15 protein-coding genes and 1 tRNA gene are annotated in these 18,248 nt (G+C 51.1%); 7 read left to right on the top strand and 9 right to left on the bottom strand.

The features are described from left to right. Positions 1 to 54 precede the first annotated feature (54 nt). Complete coding sequence (locus ACKFKF_RS08800; RefSeq protein ID WP_446867387.1) at positions 55 to 921, top strand: EndoU domain-containing protein; 867 nt, start codon at positions 55 to 57, stop codon at positions 919 to 921. A gap of 403 nt (positions 922 to 1,324) precedes the next feature. On the opposite strand, the gene ACKFKF_RS08795 is transcribed toward ACKFKF_RS08800, so the two are convergent. From ACKFKF_RS08795 to ACKFKF_RS08780, 4 genes are all read right to left on the bottom strand, one after another. Further along, a complete protein-coding gene (locus ACKFKF_RS08795) occupies positions 1,325 to 2,044 on the bottom strand; it encodes an ABC transporter ATP-binding protein (protein ID WP_446867386.1) in 720 nt (239 codons plus the stop codon). A gap of 87 nt (positions 2,045 to 2,131) precedes the next feature. Further along, positions 2,132 to 3,355, bottom strand: a complete 1,224-nt coding sequence (locus ACKFKF_RS08790) for an ABC transporter permease (protein ID WP_446867385.1) — start codon at positions 3,353 to 3,355, stop codon at positions 2,132 to 2,134. Positions 3,356 to 3,369: 14 nt separating this feature from the next. Further along, complete coding sequence (locus ACKFKF_RS08785) at positions 3,370 to 4,755, bottom strand: efflux RND transporter periplasmic adaptor subunit (protein ID WP_446867384.1); 1,386 nt, start codon at positions 4,753 to 4,755, stop codon at positions 3,370 to 3,372. Positions 4,756 to 5,014: 259 nt separating this feature from the next. Then, complete coding sequence (locus ACKFKF_RS08780; RefSeq protein ID WP_446867383.1) at positions 5,015 to 5,758, bottom strand: MerR family transcriptional regulator; 744 nt, start codon at positions 5,756 to 5,758, stop codon at positions 5,015 to 5,017. A 705-nt stretch (positions 5,759 to 6,463) separates the two neighbouring features. On the opposite strand from ACKFKF_RS08780, the gene ACKFKF_RS08775 reads away from it, so the two are divergent. Further along, on the top strand, positions 6,464 to 7,561 hold the full coding sequence (locus ACKFKF_RS08775) for a hypothetical protein (RefSeq protein WP_446867382.1): 1,098 nt from the start codon (positions 6,464 to 6,466) through the stop codon (positions 7,559 to 7,561). Between the two features lie 67 nt (positions 7,562 to 7,628). Here ACKFKF_RS08775 and ACKFKF_RS08770 read toward each other — a convergent pair whose 3' ends face one another. Both ACKFKF_RS08770 and ACKFKF_RS08765 read right to left on the bottom strand, forming a co-directional pair. Next, complete coding sequence (locus ACKFKF_RS08770; RefSeq protein WP_446867381.1) at positions 7,629 to 8,498, bottom strand: alpha/beta fold hydrolase; 870 nt, start codon at positions 8,496 to 8,498, stop codon at positions 7,629 to 7,631. Then, on the bottom strand, positions 8,498 to 9,682 hold the full coding sequence (locus ACKFKF_RS08765; RefSeq protein WP_446867380.1) for a homocysteine biosynthesis protein: 1,185 nt from the start codon (positions 9,680 to 9,682) through the stop codon (positions 8,498 to 8,500). Before ACKFKF_RS08765 ends, ACKFKF_RS08770 begins: the two co-directional genes overlap by 1 nt. 5 nt (positions 9,683 to 9,687) lie before the next feature. Here ACKFKF_RS08765 and ACKFKF_RS08760 point away from each other — a divergent pair, with 5 nt between their 5' ends. The 4 genes from ACKFKF_RS08760 to ACKFKF_RS08745 all read left to right on the top strand — a co-directional run bounded on the left by ACKFKF_RS08760 (position 9,688) and on the right by ACKFKF_RS08745 (position 12,399). Continuing rightward, a complete protein-coding gene (locus ACKFKF_RS08760) occupies positions 9,688 to 10,020 on the top strand; it encodes a hypothetical protein (RefSeq protein ID WP_446867379.1) in 333 nt (110 codons plus the stop codon). Positions 10,021 to 10,167: 147 nt separating this feature from the next. Next, positions 10,168 to 10,241 (top strand) — tRNA-Asp (locus ACKFKF_RS08755). A 110-nt stretch (positions 10,242 to 10,351) separates the two neighbouring features. Beyond that, complete coding sequence (gene gltX, locus ACKFKF_RS08750; RefSeq protein ID WP_446867378.1) at positions 10,352 to 11,788, top strand: glutamate--tRNA ligase; 1,437 nt, start codon at positions 10,352 to 10,354, stop codon at positions 11,786 to 11,788. Positions 11,789 to 11,943: 155 nt separating this feature from the next. Continuing rightward, positions 11,944 to 12,399, top strand: a complete 456-nt coding sequence (locus tag ACKFKF_RS08745; RefSeq protein ID WP_446867377.1) for a hypothetical protein — start codon at positions 11,944 to 11,946, stop codon at positions 12,397 to 12,399. On the opposite strand, the gene ACKFKF_RS08740 is transcribed toward ACKFKF_RS08745, so the two are convergent. Continuing rightward, entirely contained in the window at positions 12,369 to 14,684 is a 2,316-nt protein-coding gene (locus tag ACKFKF_RS08740) for a substrate-binding domain-containing protein (RefSeq protein WP_446867376.1), read from the bottom strand. The two genes, ACKFKF_RS08745 and ACKFKF_RS08740, sit on opposite strands and share 31 nt — an antisense overlap. Before the next feature lie 278 nt (positions 14,685 to 14,962). Here ACKFKF_RS08740 and ftsH2 point away from each other — a divergent pair, with 278 nt between their 5' ends. Next, a complete protein-coding gene (gene ftsH2 / locus ACKFKF_RS08735) occupies positions 14,963 to 16,849 on the top strand; it encodes an ATP-dependent zinc metalloprotease FtsH2 (protein ID WP_446867375.1) in 1,887 nt (628 codons plus the stop codon). Positions 16,850 to 16,939: 90 nt separating this feature from the next. Here ftsH2 and ACKFKF_RS08730 read toward each other — a convergent pair whose 3' ends face one another. Both ACKFKF_RS08730 and ACKFKF_RS08725 read right to left on the bottom strand, forming a co-directional pair. After that, the gene (locus ACKFKF_RS08730) at positions 16,940 to 17,497 is read right to left on the bottom strand and encodes a glutathione S-transferase family protein (RefSeq protein WP_446867374.1); all 558 of its coding nucleotides are present in this window, start codon (positions 17,495 to 17,497) and stop codon (positions 16,940 to 16,942) included. 95 nt (positions 17,498 to 17,592) lie between these two features. Then, the gene (locus ACKFKF_RS08725) at positions 17,593 to 18,057 is read right to left on the bottom strand and encodes a hypothetical protein (protein ID WP_446867373.1); all 465 of its coding nucleotides are present in this window, start codon (positions 18,055 to 18,057) and stop codon (positions 17,593 to 17,595) included. Positions 18,058 to 18,248: the final 191 nt, after the last annotated feature.

Here is an 18,248-nt window from a genome sequence, read left to right as displayed (position 1 = left end):
TCAGACCGTTTCTCTCGTGTTTTGGCTTACATTGTCGTTATGAGAATCTCATTTATGTCCAGGTTGTTAAAAAGTTGTGTTGGTGGATTCTCGCTGCTGTTGTTAGGAACGGTTCCATCACTGATTCAACAAGCGATCGCTCAAGTTTCCCAGACAGATTATCAGAGTTATTCCAAACAGCGTTCTCAGTCTAATTCAAAACTATTGCCCTTTTTTGATCAAGTTAACAATCCCGTTGCGGTTGGCATTCCTAGAAATCAGCGAGTTGATATTACGCCCAATCCGCCTAGTTTGAATGCCTTTGATCAGAAAGTGTTGCAGACTTGCGGAGCCTTTGGCAGCAAAGTTAACACGGTCAGCCTGAGACGATTGTTTGCCGAGTCTCCGGATGTGGTGAGAAGTGTGAAGCGATCGGTGGGCGGCGAGTTGTTTCCGGGACGCAGCAGCGATCAGCAGTTTCGCGACGACTTGATCACCGTCTGGTCAGACAGAAGTGGATTTGAGCATATCTTTTGTGGACAAATCAAAGGCGCGCGGCAGATTGGTGGACTGCATTTTGCGGGCAGATATTTGCAGCTACAAACTCAAGGCATTGCTGGACGATTGCCCAATAATTCTAGAGCCGAAGAGGTGATGGAGGGCGGAATTTATACCCTGGGGGTCGAGGTGAGACAGGGCGATCGCATTGTCACCAGAGATACTAAAAAAGGCTACTCCTATGTGAGCAATGCTCAAGAGATTTTGACCGACGCGACCCAGGCTTTCAAAGCTTTCAGAAACAGGGGTCAGCAAGCTTGTCTACTTACCGTGCGCGATAATGCGGCTCCACCCTTTAAAGCGGTGTTTGTCAAAACAAATCGAGCGATCGTCACCTTCTACCCAGATGCCACGCCCAAAGCCGGTGAAGTGTCCTGCAATTAGCCCTCGTTCGACAAAATATTTAACTTCAAAGCGCTATCCCTCTTATGCCACTTTAGAAGAAGTAAAATTGCTAAAAAACGATGTAACCTTCTCCCAGCAGGCGTTTTAGCATTCACAATTCGTTTCTATTCCTTCGCGAGAGTAGTCAATAAAGTGTGAATGCTAGAATGCCTTCGGCAACAGCCAAGCTCCCGCTGCTGATTCTTCGTATCGTGACATCCGGTGTGACCACAGAGCGTTCAGTACCTAGTGTATTGTCAGGCACAATTTGCGCTAAACTGCTTTTACTCGCTTCAACTAAGAGTATTGTGACGAGAGCTGCTCAACATTCTGATGACCAGAGAATACGAGCTTAGTCCGATCGCGACCTAGTATGAATGACTAAAAAATCACACTGAGGTCATCAGGCGGCCGTCACCGTGCCCAACTCTTCAGGCGCGAGATAAGACTTTATGACCTGCCCATCTTTGAACCAGATGACCCGGCGAGTACAGCGGGCCACATCCGGTTCGTGCGTCACCATCACGACGGTCATGCCACTCGCATTCAGTTCGGTGAAGATGCTGAGAATTTCTTTGGTGGTTCCAGAATCTAACGCGCCCGTCGGCTCATCTGCCAGCAAAAGAACGGGACGATTGACAATAGCCCGCGCGATCGCTACCCGTTGTTGTTGTCCGCCTGACAATTGATTGGGACGATTGGCCAGCCGATTTTCTAGCCCCACTTTAATCAGCGCCTCTTTCGCCCGGTTGTGCCGCTCCTCCGACGGAACGCTGGCATAGACCATCGGCAGCATGACGTTTTCGAGCGCACTCAACTGCGGCAATAGATGAAACTGCTGAAACACAAAGCCCAGTTTGAGATTGCGAACGTGCGCCAGATCTTTGTCCTGAAGTCCCGAAACGTCTACCCCGTCTAAGTAGTAGCGTCCGGCAGTGGGGCGATCAAGACAGCCAATAATATTCATCATCGTTGATTTGCCCGATCCAGAAGCGCCCATGATGGCGCAATATTCGCCCTGTTCGACAATCAGATCCACACCCGCCAGAGCATGAACTTCAGTCTCGCCAGAGCCGTAGACTTTGGTGACTTCTTCGAGTCGGATGATCACAGGTTGGGGCATGGGGAGGGATGAGGGATGAAGGATGAGGGATGAAAGAATTGGTTGGTGGGAGTTGAGGTCTCGCGTTTTATTTGGAGGATGACAGAGTTAGGCACTGCGGAGGGCGACGATCGGGTCGAGTTTTGCGGCTTGGCGGGCGGGAATGACTCCAAAGACGAGTCCGATCGTGCCGGATACACTTACGGCTAGGGCGATCGCCATCGGTGCGACACCTGCCTGTAGGGGACTGAACGCAGAAACGAGGAGAATTCCACTCACTCCGACAGCGGTGCCAATGAGGCCACCTGCGGCTGATAAGAGAACAGCTTCGATCATGAATTGGACGAGAACATCCTGTTCGGTGGCTCCGATCGCTTTTCTTAAGCCGATTTCTTGGGTTCTTTCGGTGACAGAAACCAGCATAATGTTCATGATGCCGATGCCGCCGACGAGGAGCGAGATTCCGGCGATCGCGGCCAGCATTGCGGTGAGGCCTCCAGTAATCGTGCCGACGATGCGAAGGATGTCTTTTTGAGTCTGGACGGTGAAATCGTCTTCGTTGACGATTTTGTGTCTCAGGCGCAGCAGGTTTGTAATTTGGAATTCGGCCGCCTGGACACTTGCTTCATCTTTGGCAGATACCGAAACAAAGGTGAGATCCAGTCCATAGGGTGAAGTGCGTCCGGTCAGCAGATTAGCTGTCGTCGTCAAGGGAATGTAAACCGCGTCATCCTGATTGCTGCCCAAAAATGACCCCTTCGCCTGCATCACTCCAATCACTTCAAAACTAATGTTGCGGATTCGTATCCGCTGTCCGATCGGGTCTTTGGTGCCAAAATAATCCGCCGCTAACTCAGGCCCCAAAACAGCAACCTTGGTACTGCGATCGAGATCGGCATTGGTCAAAAACCGTCCTTTAGCCACATCAAAATCGCGGACTGAGAGAAATTCTGGGGTCGTTCCCACGACTAAAGAACTGCGGTTGCGTCCCCCATACACGATCGGCTGTTGAGACTGTCTTTGAGCCGCGACTTCTTTGACCGAAGGGACTTGAGTGGCGATCGCAATGGCATCTCCCCAGACCAGCGTTCTCGGCAAGTTAGTCGTTCTCTGTCTGGCCTGACCTGACCCCGGCGTAACAAAAAGAACGTTCGGCCCCAATGACTCAAACTGTTCAGAAGCGAGTCGCTGTGCCCCTTGTCCAATACCGATCATAGCAATCACCGAAGCGTTGCCGATGATCATTCCCAGCATGGTTAAGCTACTTCGCAGTTTATTCGCAGTGAGCGTTTTGACTGCCATTTTTCCACTTTCAAGCCAGTCCATTGCCATATGTTTCTGCTGTCCTATTTGTTGGTGTCGCCGTCAATGATTGTTTGTAGTTTTTGCCCTTCGGGAAGCTGTACAAAAACCTGATCGCCTGCATTCAATCCTTCGGTAATTTGGGTTTGATTTCCCATGCTTGTGCCGATCGTAACTTCCTTAAATTCTGGTTGATTTTTTGCTCCTGGGACGAGTACGCCCGTTTGCCCTTGGCGGGTGACGACTGCGACCGTTGGCACCATCAAGGCATTGTTTAATTGGTTACCTAAGAAACTTAAATCGGCATTCATCCCCGATCGCAGCTTGTTTTGCCCCGAAAGTAACTGAATCCGCACTTGAAACGAGGTGACATCGCGATCAACGACCGCTTCGGGCGCAATCAAACGAACTCGCCCCTTAAAGACTTCCTGCCGAAAAGCGTCTACTCTCACCTCAACCGACTGACCCTGCTTAATGTTGCCAATATCCACTTCGGGTACCTTAGCCAACACTTCTAACTCAGTGGCGAGAGCGACGATCGACGTTGAAGTCGCCGAAGAGGTCGCCGAAGCAGAAGTCGTCGGGGTAACAAAGGCTCCCACACTGGCGTAGCGTTGCGTAATCTGCCCTGCAAAAGGCGCACGAATCACCGTATCCGCCAAATTAGAATCGATCTGCTTGACCTGAGCCACCGCAGCCGCTACTCTCGCCTCCGCCTGACCAATCTCCTCACGAGTCGCCCCGTTGCGTTTTTGAGCAAGCTGCTGCACCGCCTGACTGTATTGAGCTTGAGACTGACTTAGCTGGGCGCGAACTTGGTTTAAAGCTTCCTGGGCGCTACGTTCTTTGCGAAGAAATTCGTCGAGCGAGTTGGCGGCGATCGCTCCCTGGTTGGCCAGTTCTCTCTGCCGTCGAGTCTGGGTTCGAGCGAATTCTAACTGCGATTGAGCATCGGCAATCTGCCCCTGGACGCGGTTGATCTCACCCTGGGCACGGGTCACTTCTGACTCTGATTGACGAATCTCTTCGACACGAGTCCCAACTTTTAGCTGATTGAGCCGCTGTTGGGCTTCTTCGAGGCTGGCAACTGCCTGAGCGCGCTGGGCTTGCAGTTCGTTGTTTTCCATCCGAGCAATCACTTGACCCGCCTCTACCCGATCGCCCTGCTCGACATACAATTCTGCAATGCGGCTGGGTGTTTTGGGGCTGAGATTGACAGTCTGAACGGGCGCGATCGTGCCACTGGCCGTAATTCGCATCGTCAAGGTTTCAGACTTCACCGGGGTCGTCAGCGTCTTGATATCTGCCTGCGGAGCCGCCTTGCGCGAAGCCCAATAAGTACCCGCCGGGATCGCAATCACCCCAGCCACCATCAACCCCAGCAGCCATCGAGGGAGCTTTTTATCTTTACCAACAAAAGGAATTTGCATCGATCGCATCCTGAAACAAAGATTAAGCCGTGAAAGAACTGAAAATGCCCAGACCCTCTAGCCCCCATTCTAGTCAACCCCACCAGACAACTGCCCAGAGTCAGAAGCCCCCCGTCTAAAGTCCCCTGTCCAAAGTCTTCTGTCTAAAGTTCCCTGTTCAAGTCCCCTGTCCAAGTCCCCTATCTAACTTTTTTCTTTACACCTTGACACCCTGGAAGTGATACGAGAGACTGGTGCCCCTCTCACCCATCGTAGAAGCTCACGATTCTGATCCTTCTAGAGCTGCCACCGCTCTACTCAAATATTCAGAGGTAGCCGAATTAACAACCCCCCGACTGGCAACGTCCGCTCCTTCTTGCTGATACATCGTGTGCAGTGATCGTTCAATTCCTGCATCCCCGCCTGTAAATTCATGAATCAACGCGAGTGATTGTCGAGCCAACCTTAACACTGACTCGCTAGTTGGATCGGTGCCCTTTTCCATCTCAGTGCGAACCTGCTCCAGCAGTTCCTGCCATTCTAGTTCCACTTGACGAATTCTCTCCTCACCCACCAACTCCTGACGTTGCTTGAGCGTTTCTAATTGTTCTGGCGTGTAGTACTTTTCCAACATAGAAATAGCCTCAATGGTTTGAATTAAAGTCGTGACAGAAACAGATTCTGCTGAGTTTAGGGTCTGTGCGATCGCTTCCAATCGGGTGAGCAATCGATGAGATAAATCAATTTGTTCGCGCAGACGAGTGAGATGTAACTGAATAATGTGATCAAGTGAAGAATCAGGCTGATCCAAACACGATCGAATGTCCTCTAAAGAGAACCCAACCTGCCGCAGCGACACAATTTGCTGCAATCGAATAATGTCCGCTTCGTCATACAGTCGATAACCTGTTTCGGTACGATGAGAAGGCGACAATAAACCGATTTCATCGTAGTAGTGCAACGTCCGAACAGAGACTCCTGTTTGTTTTGCTAAATCGCCCACTTTCAACCCCGTGGTTTGCATCCTGTTCCTCCTTGATTTGCTCTAACTGTGAACGAGTTCATCCTAAAAGCCTCACGTCACGTCAGAGTCAAGGGGTTTTGCTAAAAAAGTAGAAACAGCAGTAGAGCACTCATTTCCTGGTTACAAATCGTGTCAATGCTTGACCAATAATCGACCTTCTGCCCAAATCAACGAAGTTAAAAGACTTCATCAAACTGGCTTAACATGAGCCGCCGAGCATTTAAGCAGCAGGTTAAAAGAAAGAGGTCTGCTCTCTGCGATCGCGCATCTCAATCGAGAAACAGATCAATCGAGAAACAGAGCCACACAAGACAGATTTTCTCCATGCTGTGTCCTCCATTGGGATAGATTTGGCGATAGAAATCTTCTAACTGTGAGGCTTGATACAAACCGGGTCTGTTGATCCGTCAGAGAACCAGGGAAATCTTAAGATTGTCTGCCTGGAGTCGATTTGTCAGTCATCAGAAATCAGTATCATAGACACAGCGTTATTGATGCTGACCAACGTAAATGCTAAGAATGAGTCTGTGGGTCAACCTTTTCGGCAACCTCTGAGATGGCTCCCCAGCAGAAATTCTGAAAAGCGCATTCCATAATCTTTTATAGAAATGCAAAAAGCTTTCGGATTCCTTCTTAGTCTGACTGCATTTAGTACAATATGCTGACTGATGCAACTCTGCCCTCAGCCCGTGACGATGATAGCCTATGAGTCCCCTGCCCAACCGTCCTCTCCAACCTCCCAAGTCTCCCGCATCCCCCCAGGCCCCCCTGGATGAGCAACCCCTCAACGATGCTTCTTCTGAGACTCATAAAGACCCTGCCGAATCGCCCCCATCTAGCTCCTCAGAAGACTCCTCAGACACGGCCCCGCTGACTCCCCAGCGCCCGTTGATGCGTCCGGTGGCCAGACCAGTCATGCCACCCAAAGCGATCGAGCCTGAGCCGACTCCGCCGCCTCCCATTGTAGAGGAAACGCCAGAAGCGCCTCCAGATGACGGATTGCGCCACAAGCCCATCCCAGCACCGAGTGAGCCAATGCAGTATCGAGCGATCGGTCTCCTGCGAGGTCGCTATACCGCATCAGAAGAGCAGTTTACCCGTGGGACGCTGTTCACCACCGATGGCACCGAAATTCAGGCTGTCCTATTGGGTCGGGTGATGAGTCTGGTGAGAAATCATCTGGACTTAGAACAAGACCATCTCTGGGTGGTGTATCCCCGCACCCGCGAGAAAGAAGAAGATCTGCACGCGCAAATCGTCGGAGTTTGGGAGCCAGAGAAGCTGAACAAGGCGGAAGAGGGAGACGGCGAACCTTCAGAAGATGAAGAACCCCCGATCGTTTACCAACCTTCGTCAGAAGCGGATGATGACTATTTCTCGATTCGTGGAGAAGTGATTTTTCACACGCCCGAAGAAAACTCTCTGGTGGTGAAGATTCAGCAAGCGCCTCGCAAAAAAGACGGCAACCGCAGCAAATGCTTCAAGCTCAAACTTGAAGGAACGCTGACTGGTAAGGTCGTTGGCTATTTTTGGGATCTGCAAGTTCGCAGACGGGGTGACGGGCTGGTGATTGAGAAGGGAACCCCGATCGGCATGATTCCGCCTAAGAAGAAGCCCAAATCTTCGTTTAGCAGGGGGAGCGGCGATCGACCGAGACGAGATTTTGCGTCACCGCGTCCGTTTAACCGGGCTGGAGGTGCGTCAAAACCAACCGCTGGGGCACCGTCTACCCCCGCACCTGCGCGCAAAGATCCTTTACCAAAGCCTGTTAAAAAGCGGGACACAAACACAACAGAGGCTTAAAGGTCTTCAGTCTGGCTGAGTGATCAGGGGTGGATTTCGATCCATTCCTGATTATTTTTTTGCAGGCTTATTTTTTGTAGACGATGAACCCTGCGATCGCATCCAGTAAAGCTTCTGGCTCGTCGGCTCGAATGGCGTGACCGCTGTTTTCAAAAATTCTTAAGTCAGCGTTGGGAATCACTTTAGCCATTTCTTCTGAAAATTCGGGCTGGCAGATCCAGTCGTGTCGGCCAGCAATAATCAGGGTTGGAGCCGTAATTTTGGGCAATTCATCCAAAACACTGTAGGTTTTTAGAAATCCACCGAACGCGACATTGATGGCATCGATCGAGAGAATGGTGCGATTCCAACTCTTTGTCTGGTCGGTCTGGTCAGTGGGATCGTAGGTGACCGAGTACATCGATCGCATCACCTTAAAATATTCCCGTAGCTGATCCTCCGTTTCAAAGTTGCCATTCCAGAGGAATTGAGCGATCGCTTGCTGTTCTTCGGTGCCTCGTTCTGCCAAAATCTCTTGCGCTCGTTGCAGAAATCGGAAATCGGGGACGGTGGCGATCGCAATCAAATGGGACACATTCTCAGGATAGCGAGTGGCATAGGTCAGAGCCACCATTCCCCCATAGGAGCTGCCAATCACGACGATTTTGCCCAATCCCAAATACTGACGCAAAGCTTCCATGTCTTCAACGTTGTGATCCAGCGTGTAGGTCGTTTTGTCGCCCCGTGCCGATCGTCCCTGTCCTCGATGGTCAAAGTACACCAACTGCATTTTCTGGCTCAAAGCGGAAAAAGTTGGCTTGTAGGACGTGTGATCCGCCCCTGGCCCGCCGTGAATCAGAAACGCCACTGGTTTTTCTCGCATTCGAGAGCCGTCGGGCACCAGTCCTGACCCCTCAATATCGAAGTAAATTTCGGTGCCCCGGATTTTGGCAAACATCAGCGACCTCTCAAATCTTGGGGAATGAATGCGCGATCGTTGGGAATTGGGGCAACCGCTTCAGTTAGCGTAAATTTTCCTTCATCAATCCACTGCTTTAGCTCGATCGCCACCTGTCGCGCTAGATGGATACTCGATAAAGGGGCCACTCGCACGGATTTACCGTCGATCGCCACTCTGCCAGATTTGAGTTGAGCGTAGCTGACCAATCCGAACGTAGGACGAACCCGCCGAGGAATCGAAAAATCGACGATCGGAGCCACCAGATCCTGATCCTGCACTGCACACCGTAAAATCACTTCCTCAGTCAAAACGGGCAGCGGCACGCCTACACCCAACATCAGCGACGGGCCATACCCTTTGAGATAGCAGCCTCTCACCCAACGAGTCTCCATCTGTTTTGCGTCACCAATCAGCGCCAAGGTCGCAGCGGGCCCGATCGGCGTGCGGTTAGGCAGTCGTTTTTGTAACGGAAAGTGCTGAGTGCCTTCCCAGGTCACATAACCGATCGCGCCTCCCAAGAAAATTCGCGTACCAATCCCGATTAGCTGCAAATCAGGATCATTTAGCAACGGGGAAATCGCCCCTGGATTGGAGTAAACCGCATTCGCTAATCGAGGTTGTAGCGGGCCCAAATAAGTGAAAAGAGGACGATCGCCGCCATTCACCCCAACAATAAAATTCTGGTAGAGATTACGAGGATTGAATAGATAAAACTGATTGATCGTTTCGCGAGTAATTGTCGTCTCAAACGAGGCACGAGGGTAACAGTCTGTCACCTGCCCGATCGCCCGCAAATGCACTGACTTTCCCCCAATCAAATCCTCGATTACATGCCCACCGCCCCGATCTCGTGAGTCCTCATTGTCCGAACCGTCTCCGATGCCCGAATACTCCACCATTTGAGAGGCACCGAGATACAGATCGACCGCCCCAAACCCTGCATAAGCCGACACGCCATCGACCCAGCACTGACGGATCTTAATGGGTGGATCAGTCTGCCCCAGATTCAAAATTGCCCCAGAAGACTCCATCGGCTCAAAGGTGCCCGTCGTCACAACATCGACTTCTTTGGCTGCTTGAGTCACGCCGACTTCTGCAACTCGCGCTTTCAGGGCTTCGACGGTGAGAACAGTGGCCTGATGGCGATCGATTTTGTCATTGATTTCGGCAATAGTTCGCATGAAGCTTGGGTGCAACGCTCGATCGCTATTATCCCTCAGTCGATCGCCCAACTTGCCTTCAGATAGATGAGAAGCCGTTTGTGAAGCCGCATTCTGGTAGCGTACTCAAAAATTTATGGGAGAATTCCATGCTTTTGCAGGAAAAACAAACGGGCAACCTGGTTGAAATTTTAGATCTAGAATCTTTATTTAACCCCGCTCAAGACGAAACCAAAGGTCGGATTCAAGAAGGGCAAGAAGAGCAAGACCCGACTCCGTTTCGCAAAGAAGCGCTGCTGTTTCCTTCGGGCGAAGACTTGCCGCTCTGCTGGCGCGATGCAGACTATCGTAAAAAGTAGTGAATTAGAAGCTATCCAGTTTCGCTAGCTGGTGCCGATCGCCCGCCAAAACGCCTTGTTTCAAAAAACTTTCGCAAAACGTTTGACAAAAGAAGGGTCGATCGGCACAATAGAGATCGCGCTGAAAGGTTGCGACCTCAGAAATGAGGGACTGTAGTTCAATTGGTTAGAGCACCGCCCTGTCACGGCGGAAGTTGCGGGTTCGAGCCCCGTCAGTCCCGTTAAGAAGTAAGGATGAAGGATGAGGGATGAGGGATGAAGTAAAATTCATTCGTTGTCTTAAAGAATTCATCCTTTTTCTTTTTTATCCTTTTCCTTTACCCTTTTCCTTATGATTCGTGTTCGTATTGCCCCCAGTCCTACCGGAAAGCTTCACATTGGCACCGCTCGAACGGCTGTGTTTAACTGGCTCTTTGCCCGTCATCAGGGGGGGCAGTTCATTCTGCGGATTGAAGATACGGATCTGGAGCGATCGCGCCCTGAATTCACCGAAAATATCTTGGAGGGCTTACAGTGGCTCGGTCTGACCTGGGACGAAGGCCCCTTTTATCAATCGCAGCGGCTAGAGATGTATGAGAAAGCGGTCAAAACGCTCTTAGACAGAGGGCTGGCTTACCGCAGTTACGAAACGCCCGAAGAATTGGATGCGATGCGAGAAGCCCAAAAAGCGCAAAAAGAAGCGCCTCGATACGACAACCGTCACCGCAATTTGACAGCGGAACAGGAAGCCGCTTTTGTCGCAGAAGGTCGTAAGCCTGTGATTCGGTTCAAAATTGAGAACGATCGCGAGATTTCCTGGAACGACATGGTACGCGGCAAAGTCACCTGGAAGGGTCGCGATCTGGGCGGCGATATGGTGATCGCGCGGGCAGCAGAAGGCAGCGAAGTGGGGCAGCCGCTCTATAACTTTGTCGTTGTCGTCGATGACATTGACATGCAGATTAGCCACGTGATTCGGGGAGAAGACCACATCGGCAACACGCCCAAACAAATTTTGCTGTATGAAGCGCTGGGAGCCACCGTTCCAGAATTTGGGCATACGCCGCTGATTCTTAACTCGGCTGGGGCAAAACTCTCGAAACGGGATGGCGTTACCTCGATCGACGACTTTCAGCAAATGGGCTACACCGCAGAGGGGTTGGTCAACTACATGACGCTGCTGGGCTGGTCGCCTCCAGATTCGACTCAAGAAATCTTCACGTTGGAAGAGGCAGCAGCGGACTTTAGCTTCGATCGCGTTAACAAAGCTGGCGCTAAATTCGATTGGGACAAGCTTAATTGGTTAAATAGTCAATATCTGCACAATATGCCTGTGGACAAGCTCACCGATCTGCTGATTCCCTATTGGCAAGCAGCGGGGTATGAAGTTGATCCGGCAGATCGTTCCTGGTTAGAGCAAACGACGAGTCTGATTGGTGCCAGCTTGTCTCGCCTGCAAGAAGCCGTGGAGATGACGCGCTATCTGTTTGTCAGCGAGATTGAATTTGACGAAGAAGCGATCGCTCAACTCAAGCAGGAAGGTGCGGCGGCAGCCCTCAAGTCCATCCATGAAACACTCTCCTCCACTTCTCTGACCAGCGAAAGCATTCAGGAAATCATCAAGCAGGTGGTTAAAGAACAGAACGTCAAAAAAGGGGTGGTGATGAAATCGCTGAGAGCCGCGCTGACGGGTGCGATGCATGGGCCAGATTTGGTGCAGTCCTGGCTGTTGTTGAGTCAGAAGGGATATGATCGTTCTCGACTCGAAAGGGCCGCGACGATCGCCTAAAATTCAGTATTGAAGTTGAGGATTCTTAGAGCCTAACAATTCTGCCCTCAACGAGAAACTCTCTTGCCAAAAAGACCGTCTTCGAGAACCAGACACGTCAAACGCGAGAAACACCAATGCTTAAGATTCATTCCGAGCGAAAGTGCAGATGGGCAGTGTTGGTATCTTCAGCCATGATAGGAGGCGCGATCGTCTCGATGCCTGCTCAAGCCCAAAGTCCCCCGATGTTTCAAAATGCCACACTTAGCCCCAAGTTCTCCCCCGACCCCACAGAGTTGAAGGGAATTACAGGGGGATCAGTTGCCGCCAAAGAGGTTGCAGGTCGGGCAGATTCTCCGACGGGTGGCTGTTTGGGCTTTATGGATGCTGCCCCCAATCATACGATCGAGCTAAAAGCCGCTTTCAAATATCTCAAGATTCAAACGCAGAGTTCTGAAGACACGACGATCGTCATCAAAGGGCCGGGTGGTGTCTGGTGCAACGACGATTTGCAGGACAAAAATGCTGGAATCGAGGGAGAATGGCTCCCCGGCAGCTATCAAGTCTGGGTCGGCACCTACCACAAAGACAAAGCAACCCCCTACATTTTGAGGATTACAGAAGTCCGGTAGAGGTTAGCGACCCCTTGCGGGTAACTCGAAGCGATCGCCGCCTGCAATGGATAAAACCCTGTTTCTCGGATTAGTTCTTGTCCTGGCTGAGTTTGCAGTAGCTTAATCAGAGCCTCTCCTGCCTCTTTGCGTTTGGCTCGCTGGGGGTCATTGTCCTGACGCACGATCGCATACAGCCTGCGAGTTAGCCGCTCTGGATACTGGCCATTAGGCTGAAACGCTTCTACGTTAACTTTGTTCTGATCCTGCTCTGTACAGCCTGGCCCTCGCTTTCCTAAATTACCCTGGTAAGGCGCGACCCACCCGCTGCTGGCCCCCGGACTAACCGAAATCGGCTTTACCGTACATTGTCTGACTGCTTCGGAAGCCGTCGCATAATAAATGCCCCCCGGAGCATCAGCAACTCTCGCTATCCCAGCACTCAACGAGCCACGAGTGTAATTTTCTTGAGGAATCTTGAAGTCTTCGTTACCTAGCACTTTTTCTTTGAAGTTTTTGGCCGTGCCGGAGGTCTGTGGCGGATTAGAGAAGGGCTGAATGCTCAAACTGGGCAGAGACGGATTGATTTGCTGCCAGTTCGTAATTTTGCCTGTGTAAATGTCTTTTAGCTGCCCGATCGTCAGCCCATCCAAATTCAAACTGGGATTCACGACCACAGCAATCCCGTCAATGGCGATCGCAACCTGCTTGATCCGCACTTGTTTTTGAGCGGCGCGATCGTAATCTTTGGTTTCCAGTTGAGTTGATGAGAGCGCAATATCGAGTTCGCCATCGATCAACATCTGAATGCCGACTTCGCTGCCGTTTTCTTCGGGCGGCTTCACATAATCTAAATTAAAACTGCTTGGAACGCCCGGAAGCACCTTTAAGCCATTTGCCAGACGTGACAACGTGCCAGACCCGCCATACTTCACTGTCATTGCCGGAAACTGAATCTGACTGATTTCGATCACGCTAGGGCTAGGTTCTAAAGCTGGAATTTGGGGTTTAGTCCGATTCAAGAACCAGACTCCACCTGCAACCAATCCCAGAACTGCAATGCTTCCCAAAATCAGCTTTTTACTACGGTTCCCTGACTCTTTTGGCAGTGGATTTGAAGCGATCGGAGCGACCTTGCCAGCTAACTGCTCCCAAGTGGGCGGCTGTACCGACTGACCGATACTGATTGCAGGCAACCAACAGACCCCCGGATATTGATTAAAGCCTTCCAGCCGTTGCCGCGCCTCTCGAAACGAGCGAAAAAACGATCGCCCTTCCGCAAAGCTTTTCAAAAACACCTTGAGAAATTTGGCAGCCGCATCATCGGGAACAGGCTCTCGCATGACGATCGTGCAGGGCAGTTTTAACTCAGCCAACTGTCTTGCCAGCCCCAACCCATCGCAAGAATTGAAAATACAAAGCTGTAATCGTTGAGCGATCGCCGATCGTAGGGCCTGTTTCAGTTCACCAATCTCTAAATCATCGGTGTCAGAAAGGGCAATTTTGCCAATCTCCCCACTGGCGTTACTGCTGCTGTGTCCCGTGAAAATAAAAATTTCGTAGGGGTGAGTTCGCAGCTTTTCGAGCAGCGTGTGGCGACTGGGCTGTTCCAAAATTTCTACCACTGCGCCATTTTTCTCAACGCTTTTGATAGCTTCCAGATCTGCGAGAACCCCTTTCTCAATGTTTTGCGTATTGCCAACCACGACCAAAATCTTGACGAGTCCCGACCCAGGTAAAACAGCAGGCGGCTGAAACCGTTCACAGAGAGCAATCTCGGCATTGTGAAAGTGGTCTTCAAAAAACTCCCATTCCTGCCAGGGAAACCGCCGTAGCCGATGATCCTTCACATCCAGCAAAACCCGAATCTCACTGCCCGCATTTCGCGCCAGCACTTGAGCTAACCTTTCTCGCGCCTTTTGCCACTCCTGACCGCCGTTGAGCCACTCATCCAAGTGCGATTTGAGCGTTTTGGCAAAGCCCGCGATGTCTAATTCTGAGAAGTTTGTCTTCGTAGGGATGGGCGTAAGGCGAAATCGTACGCTGTCCAATCCTAGATAGGCTTGCCGCCAGTCCTCAAACGCCTGAGTCAAGCCTTCAGGAATCGCACTAAGGTGCCCTTCTGCGAGTTCTTCGCCGTCTGAAAATAAGATAAATTGAAACCTTTCCTGCTCGGCAATTTCCCTTAGCTTTAGCCTGATCAGCATCCAAGCACTCCGAGAATTCTGTTTCTGACTCAACTTTAAAATAGCCACATCACGAAAGGAGCGATCGACCACGTATTCCCCAACACGGTCACCTCTCATCTAAGCAAATCGATACTAAGCAAGCGCAGCATTCCTGAAGCAAGGGAATGGCATCAGACCTCGATATCTTTAACCTGATTGCTGGATGTCTCCCAATTAGGTTAAATTTAATTAAGATATTTCTCATTAAACGTCTGGAAATCGAATCAACTTTCTCAGAAGCGCCTTTACAGAGCGGAAATCTACCCACTTAAATCCGCGCTTCCCCTTGAGGAAATTTCACTTTTGTTTAAGATCGAGACTTAACCGTTGTTGCCACATATAGAGGTTGCCAGTTTATGAAAGCTTCCTGGAGAACCATCCTGCTGTGGGCCTTGCCTGCACTCGTTATTGGATTTTTCCTATGGCAGGGGTCATTTGCTCCTAATCCCGCCACGGTGAGCAAAAACACCGCCAGCACCCGCATGACCTACGGGCGATTTTTGGAATATTTGGATGCCAATCGGGTCAAAAGCGTTGATTTGTATGATGGTGGGCGCACTGCCATTGTTGAAGCGATCGACCCCGAACTGGAAAATCGGCTACAGCGTTTGCGCGTTGACCTTCCGGGCAATGCTCCCGAATTGATTACTCGTCTGAGAGAATCCAACATTAATTTGGATTCTCACCCTGCTCGCAACGATGGCGCAGTTTGGGGACTTTTAGGAAATTTAGTCTTCCCCGTGCTGCTGTTGGGTGGCTTATTCTTCTTGTTCCGCCGTTCTGGAAACGTTCCGGGTGGCCCAGGTCAAGCCATGAGCTTTGGCAAATCTCGCGCTCGGTTCCAGATGGAAGCCAAAACGGGCGTGTTGTTTGACGACGTGGCAGGCATCGAAGAAGCCAAAGAAGAACTGCAAGAAGTCGTGACCTTTTTGAAAAAGCCAGAACGCTTTACCGCAGTCGGTGCCCGGATTCCTAAAGGCGTTTTGCTGGTCGGGCCGCCTGGAACGGGTAAGACTCTGTTGGCAAAAGCGATCGCAGGTGAGGCTGGCGTGCCTTTCTTCTCGATCTCTGGATCTGAGTTTGTCGAAATGTTTGTCGGGGTGGGGGCTTCTCGCGTCCGTGATTTGTTCAAAAAAGCCAAAGAGAACGCACCTTGCATCATCTTTATCGATGAAATTGACGCAGTGGGTCGCCAGCGGGGTGCAGGAATCGGCGGCGGTAACGACGAACGCGAACAAACCCTCAACCAGTTGCTGACCGAGATGGATGGCTTTGAAGGCAACACTGGAATCATTATCATCGCTGCGACCAACCGCGCCGATGTCTTGGATTCTGCGCTGCTGCGTCCGGGCCGATTCGATCGTCAAGTTACGGTCGATGTCCCCGATATCAAAGGTCGTCTAGAAATTCTCAACGTCCACGCTCGCGACAAAAAAATTGCTCCCGAAGTTTCACTCGAAGCGATCGCCCGTCGCACTCCCGGATTCTCTGGGGCTGACCTCGCCAATTTGTTGAACGAAGCGGCTATTCTCACCGCCCGTCGTCGCAAAGAGGCGGTCACCATGCTGGAAGTGGATGATGCCGTCGATCGCGTCGTCGCAGGCATGGAAGGCACACCGCTCGTAGACAGCAAGAGCAAGCGTTTGATCGCTTACCACGAGATTGGACATGCCGTGATTGGCACGCTGGTCAAGGCTCACGATCCTGTGCAAAAAGTGACGCTGGTTCCCCGTGGACAGGCGCAAGGGTTGACCTGGTTTACGCCTTCTGAAGATCAAGGGTTGATTTCGAGAGCGCAAATCCTAGCACGCATCACGGGTGCTTTGGGTGGTCGGGCTGCTGAAGAAGTGATCTTTGGGGATTCCGAGGTGACGACTGGAGCCGGAAACGACTTGCAGCAGGTCACAGGAATGGCGCGTCAAATGGTGACTCGGTTTGGCATGTCCGATTTAGGGCCGGTTTCGCTTGAAAGTCAGCAAGGCGAAGTCTTCCTGGGTCGGGATTGGACGGCGCGATCGGAATACTCCGAAGAAATCGCCGCTCGCATCGATGCTCAAGTCCGCATGATTGTCGAACACTGCTACGACGATGCGCGCCGGATCATGCGTGAAAATCGCGAAGTCATCGATCGCTTGGTCGATTTGCTGATTGAAAAGGAAACGATCGACGGCGACGAGTTTCGTCAAATCGTAGCTGAGTATGCGAACGTTCCTGAAAAAGAACGCTATGTGCCTCATCTGTAGATTCTGCCCAAAATTTGTTGACTGATGGGGGATGGTAAAAGCTGTCCCCTTTTTTGTCTGCGAATAGCTCCTATTCAAGCTTGAAAGGGACTATTTTCGACCGCCGATCGTCTGAACAAATGCAGGACGCTCCGACAGTCGCTGTACATAGTTCACCACGTTGGGATATGCACCAAAATCGAGCTTCAGCATCAGAGGAATGTATGACAGCATCGAGCCGATCGCTACATCTGCCACCGTAAAGCGATCGCCCAACACAAACGGCTGCTGCCCAAACAATTCATCTAACGGCTGCATCAGTCTGGGAAACTCTCGCTCTCGACTCGCTTCGACGAATACTCCTGGCCCCAGCGTTGCGTTGGCAAACAGAATCCACTGGGCGATCGTTCCTTGAGTTTCGGGCGAGTCAAATTCTTTGCTGTACTTCTGAGCTAGATAAAGCAAAATTGCGCCTGACTCCCAGAGAGAAAAGCCGCCATCGACGATCGCGGGCACCTTCCCAAAGGGGTTAATCTGACGAAACTCAGGCTGCAAGTGTTCTTGAACCGACATGTCCAGCAGCACAAACTCGTAGGGAATTTCTAATTCTTCTAGATACCACTGCACGATCGAGGCCCGACTCCGCGCACCACCGTAGAGCTTCAACATTCGTAAACTCCTACTAAAAATATTCGCTGAAATTAGGGTACACTTGTACTATTCTAAAAGCATTGTTTGAGGTTGCCCCATGCCCAAATCCAAGCCTACAGCACCTTATGAGTGTGTTCGTGCTGTTTTACGTTGTCTTCGGTGCTGACGATACGCTGAGAATTGAGCACCCGTTTGCGTTCGGTAGAGTGGTTAAAGTCGGTGCGGGTTGTTCCGATCGCGATGTGAGACTGCGCCTGCGATCGTGCTTTAAACGTCCGAGCCGCCGCCGTCGCCCGAAAGCTGAAATCATCACAAAATTGAGCGTCAGCCGGAAAACCATCCGGGAGTTGAGGCGTTTCATCACTCAAAACGGTGCCGATCGTCGTCGCGATCGCTTTGGAGTAAGAAGTCGGAATCCCTTTGACGATCGCTTCGAGTGCCGCAGACGGAATCGGCTCAATCACCTTCACCTCATGCACTTCACCATCATCTTTGATATAGCAGGTTGCCAAACCCAGCACTAGATAGTCATCTGCGGTCAAATCGGACGTGTTGGGGTAGGAAAATGTGGTCGTCATAAACAGCTTGTTTAGCCCAGTTCAACACTGGTGCGATCGCTTGATTGCCGCATTTTATCAAGTTGAGCGATCAGTCTGCCTCAGGCTTTATGACTCGCAACACAGGTGAGCCGCCGTTAGTGAATTAATTTTGCGGGAATATTAAGGTTATGCAAAGTTCGCGTAAATTTCTATCCGTCCTGTTACCCAAT

This window comes from Phormidesmis sp. 146-12 (assembly GCF_052939495.1).
This window is presented reverse-complemented; position numbering and strand designations above follow the sequence as displayed.

Bases quoted from the DNA above. Each gene is read 5' to 3' on its own strand.
- ACKFKF_RS08795 (WP_446867386.1), bottom strand. From the start codon at position 2,044: ATGCCCCAACCTGTGATCATCCGACTCGAAGAAGTCACCAAAGTCTAC.
- ACKFKF_RS08785 (WP_446867384.1), bottom strand. From the start codon at position 4,755: ATGCAAATTCCTTTTGTTGGTAAAGATAAAAAGCTCCCTCGATGGCTG.
- ACKFKF_RS08800 (WP_446867387.1), top strand. From the start codon at position 55: ATGTCCAGGTTGTTAAAAAGTTGTGTTGGTGGATTCTCGCTGCTGTTG.
- gltX (WP_446867378.1), top strand. From the start codon at position 10,352: ATGATTCGTGTTCGTATTGCCCCCAGTCCTACCGGAAAGCTTCACATT.
- ACKFKF_RS08740 (WP_446867376.1), bottom strand. From the start codon at position 14,684: ATGAGAGGTGACCGTGTTGGGGAATACGTGGTCGATCGCTCCTTTCGT.
- ACKFKF_RS08765 (WP_446867380.1), bottom strand. From the start codon at position 9,682: ATGCGAACTATTGCCGAAATCAATGACAAAATCGATCGCCATCAGGCC.
- ACKFKF_RS08790 (WP_446867385.1), bottom strand. From the start codon at position 3,355: ATGGCAATGGACTGGCTTGAAAGTGGAAAAATGGCAGTCAAAACGCTC.
- ftsH2 (WP_446867375.1), top strand. From the start codon at position 14,963: ATGAAAGCTTCCTGGAGAACCATCCTGCTGTGGGCCTTGCCTGCACTC.
- ACKFKF_RS08775 (WP_446867382.1), top strand. From the start codon at position 6,464: ATGAGTCCCCTGCCCAACCGTCCTCTCCAACCTCCCAAGTCTCCCGCA.
- ACKFKF_RS08725 (WP_446867373.1), bottom strand. From the start codon at position 18,057: ATGACGACCACATTTTCCTACCCCAACACGTCCGATTTGACCGCAGAT.
- ACKFKF_RS08770 (WP_446867381.1), bottom strand. From the start codon at position 8,498: ATGTTTGCCAAAATCCGGGGCACCGAAATTTACTTCGATATTGAGGGG.
- ACKFKF_RS08730 (WP_446867374.1), bottom strand. From the start codon at position 17,497: ATGTTGAAGCTCTACGGTGGTGCGCGGAGTCGGGCCTCGATCGTGCAG.
- ACKFKF_RS08780 (WP_446867383.1), bottom strand. From the start codon at position 5,758: ATGCAAACCACGGGGTTGAAAGTGGGCGATTTAGCAAAACAAACAGGA.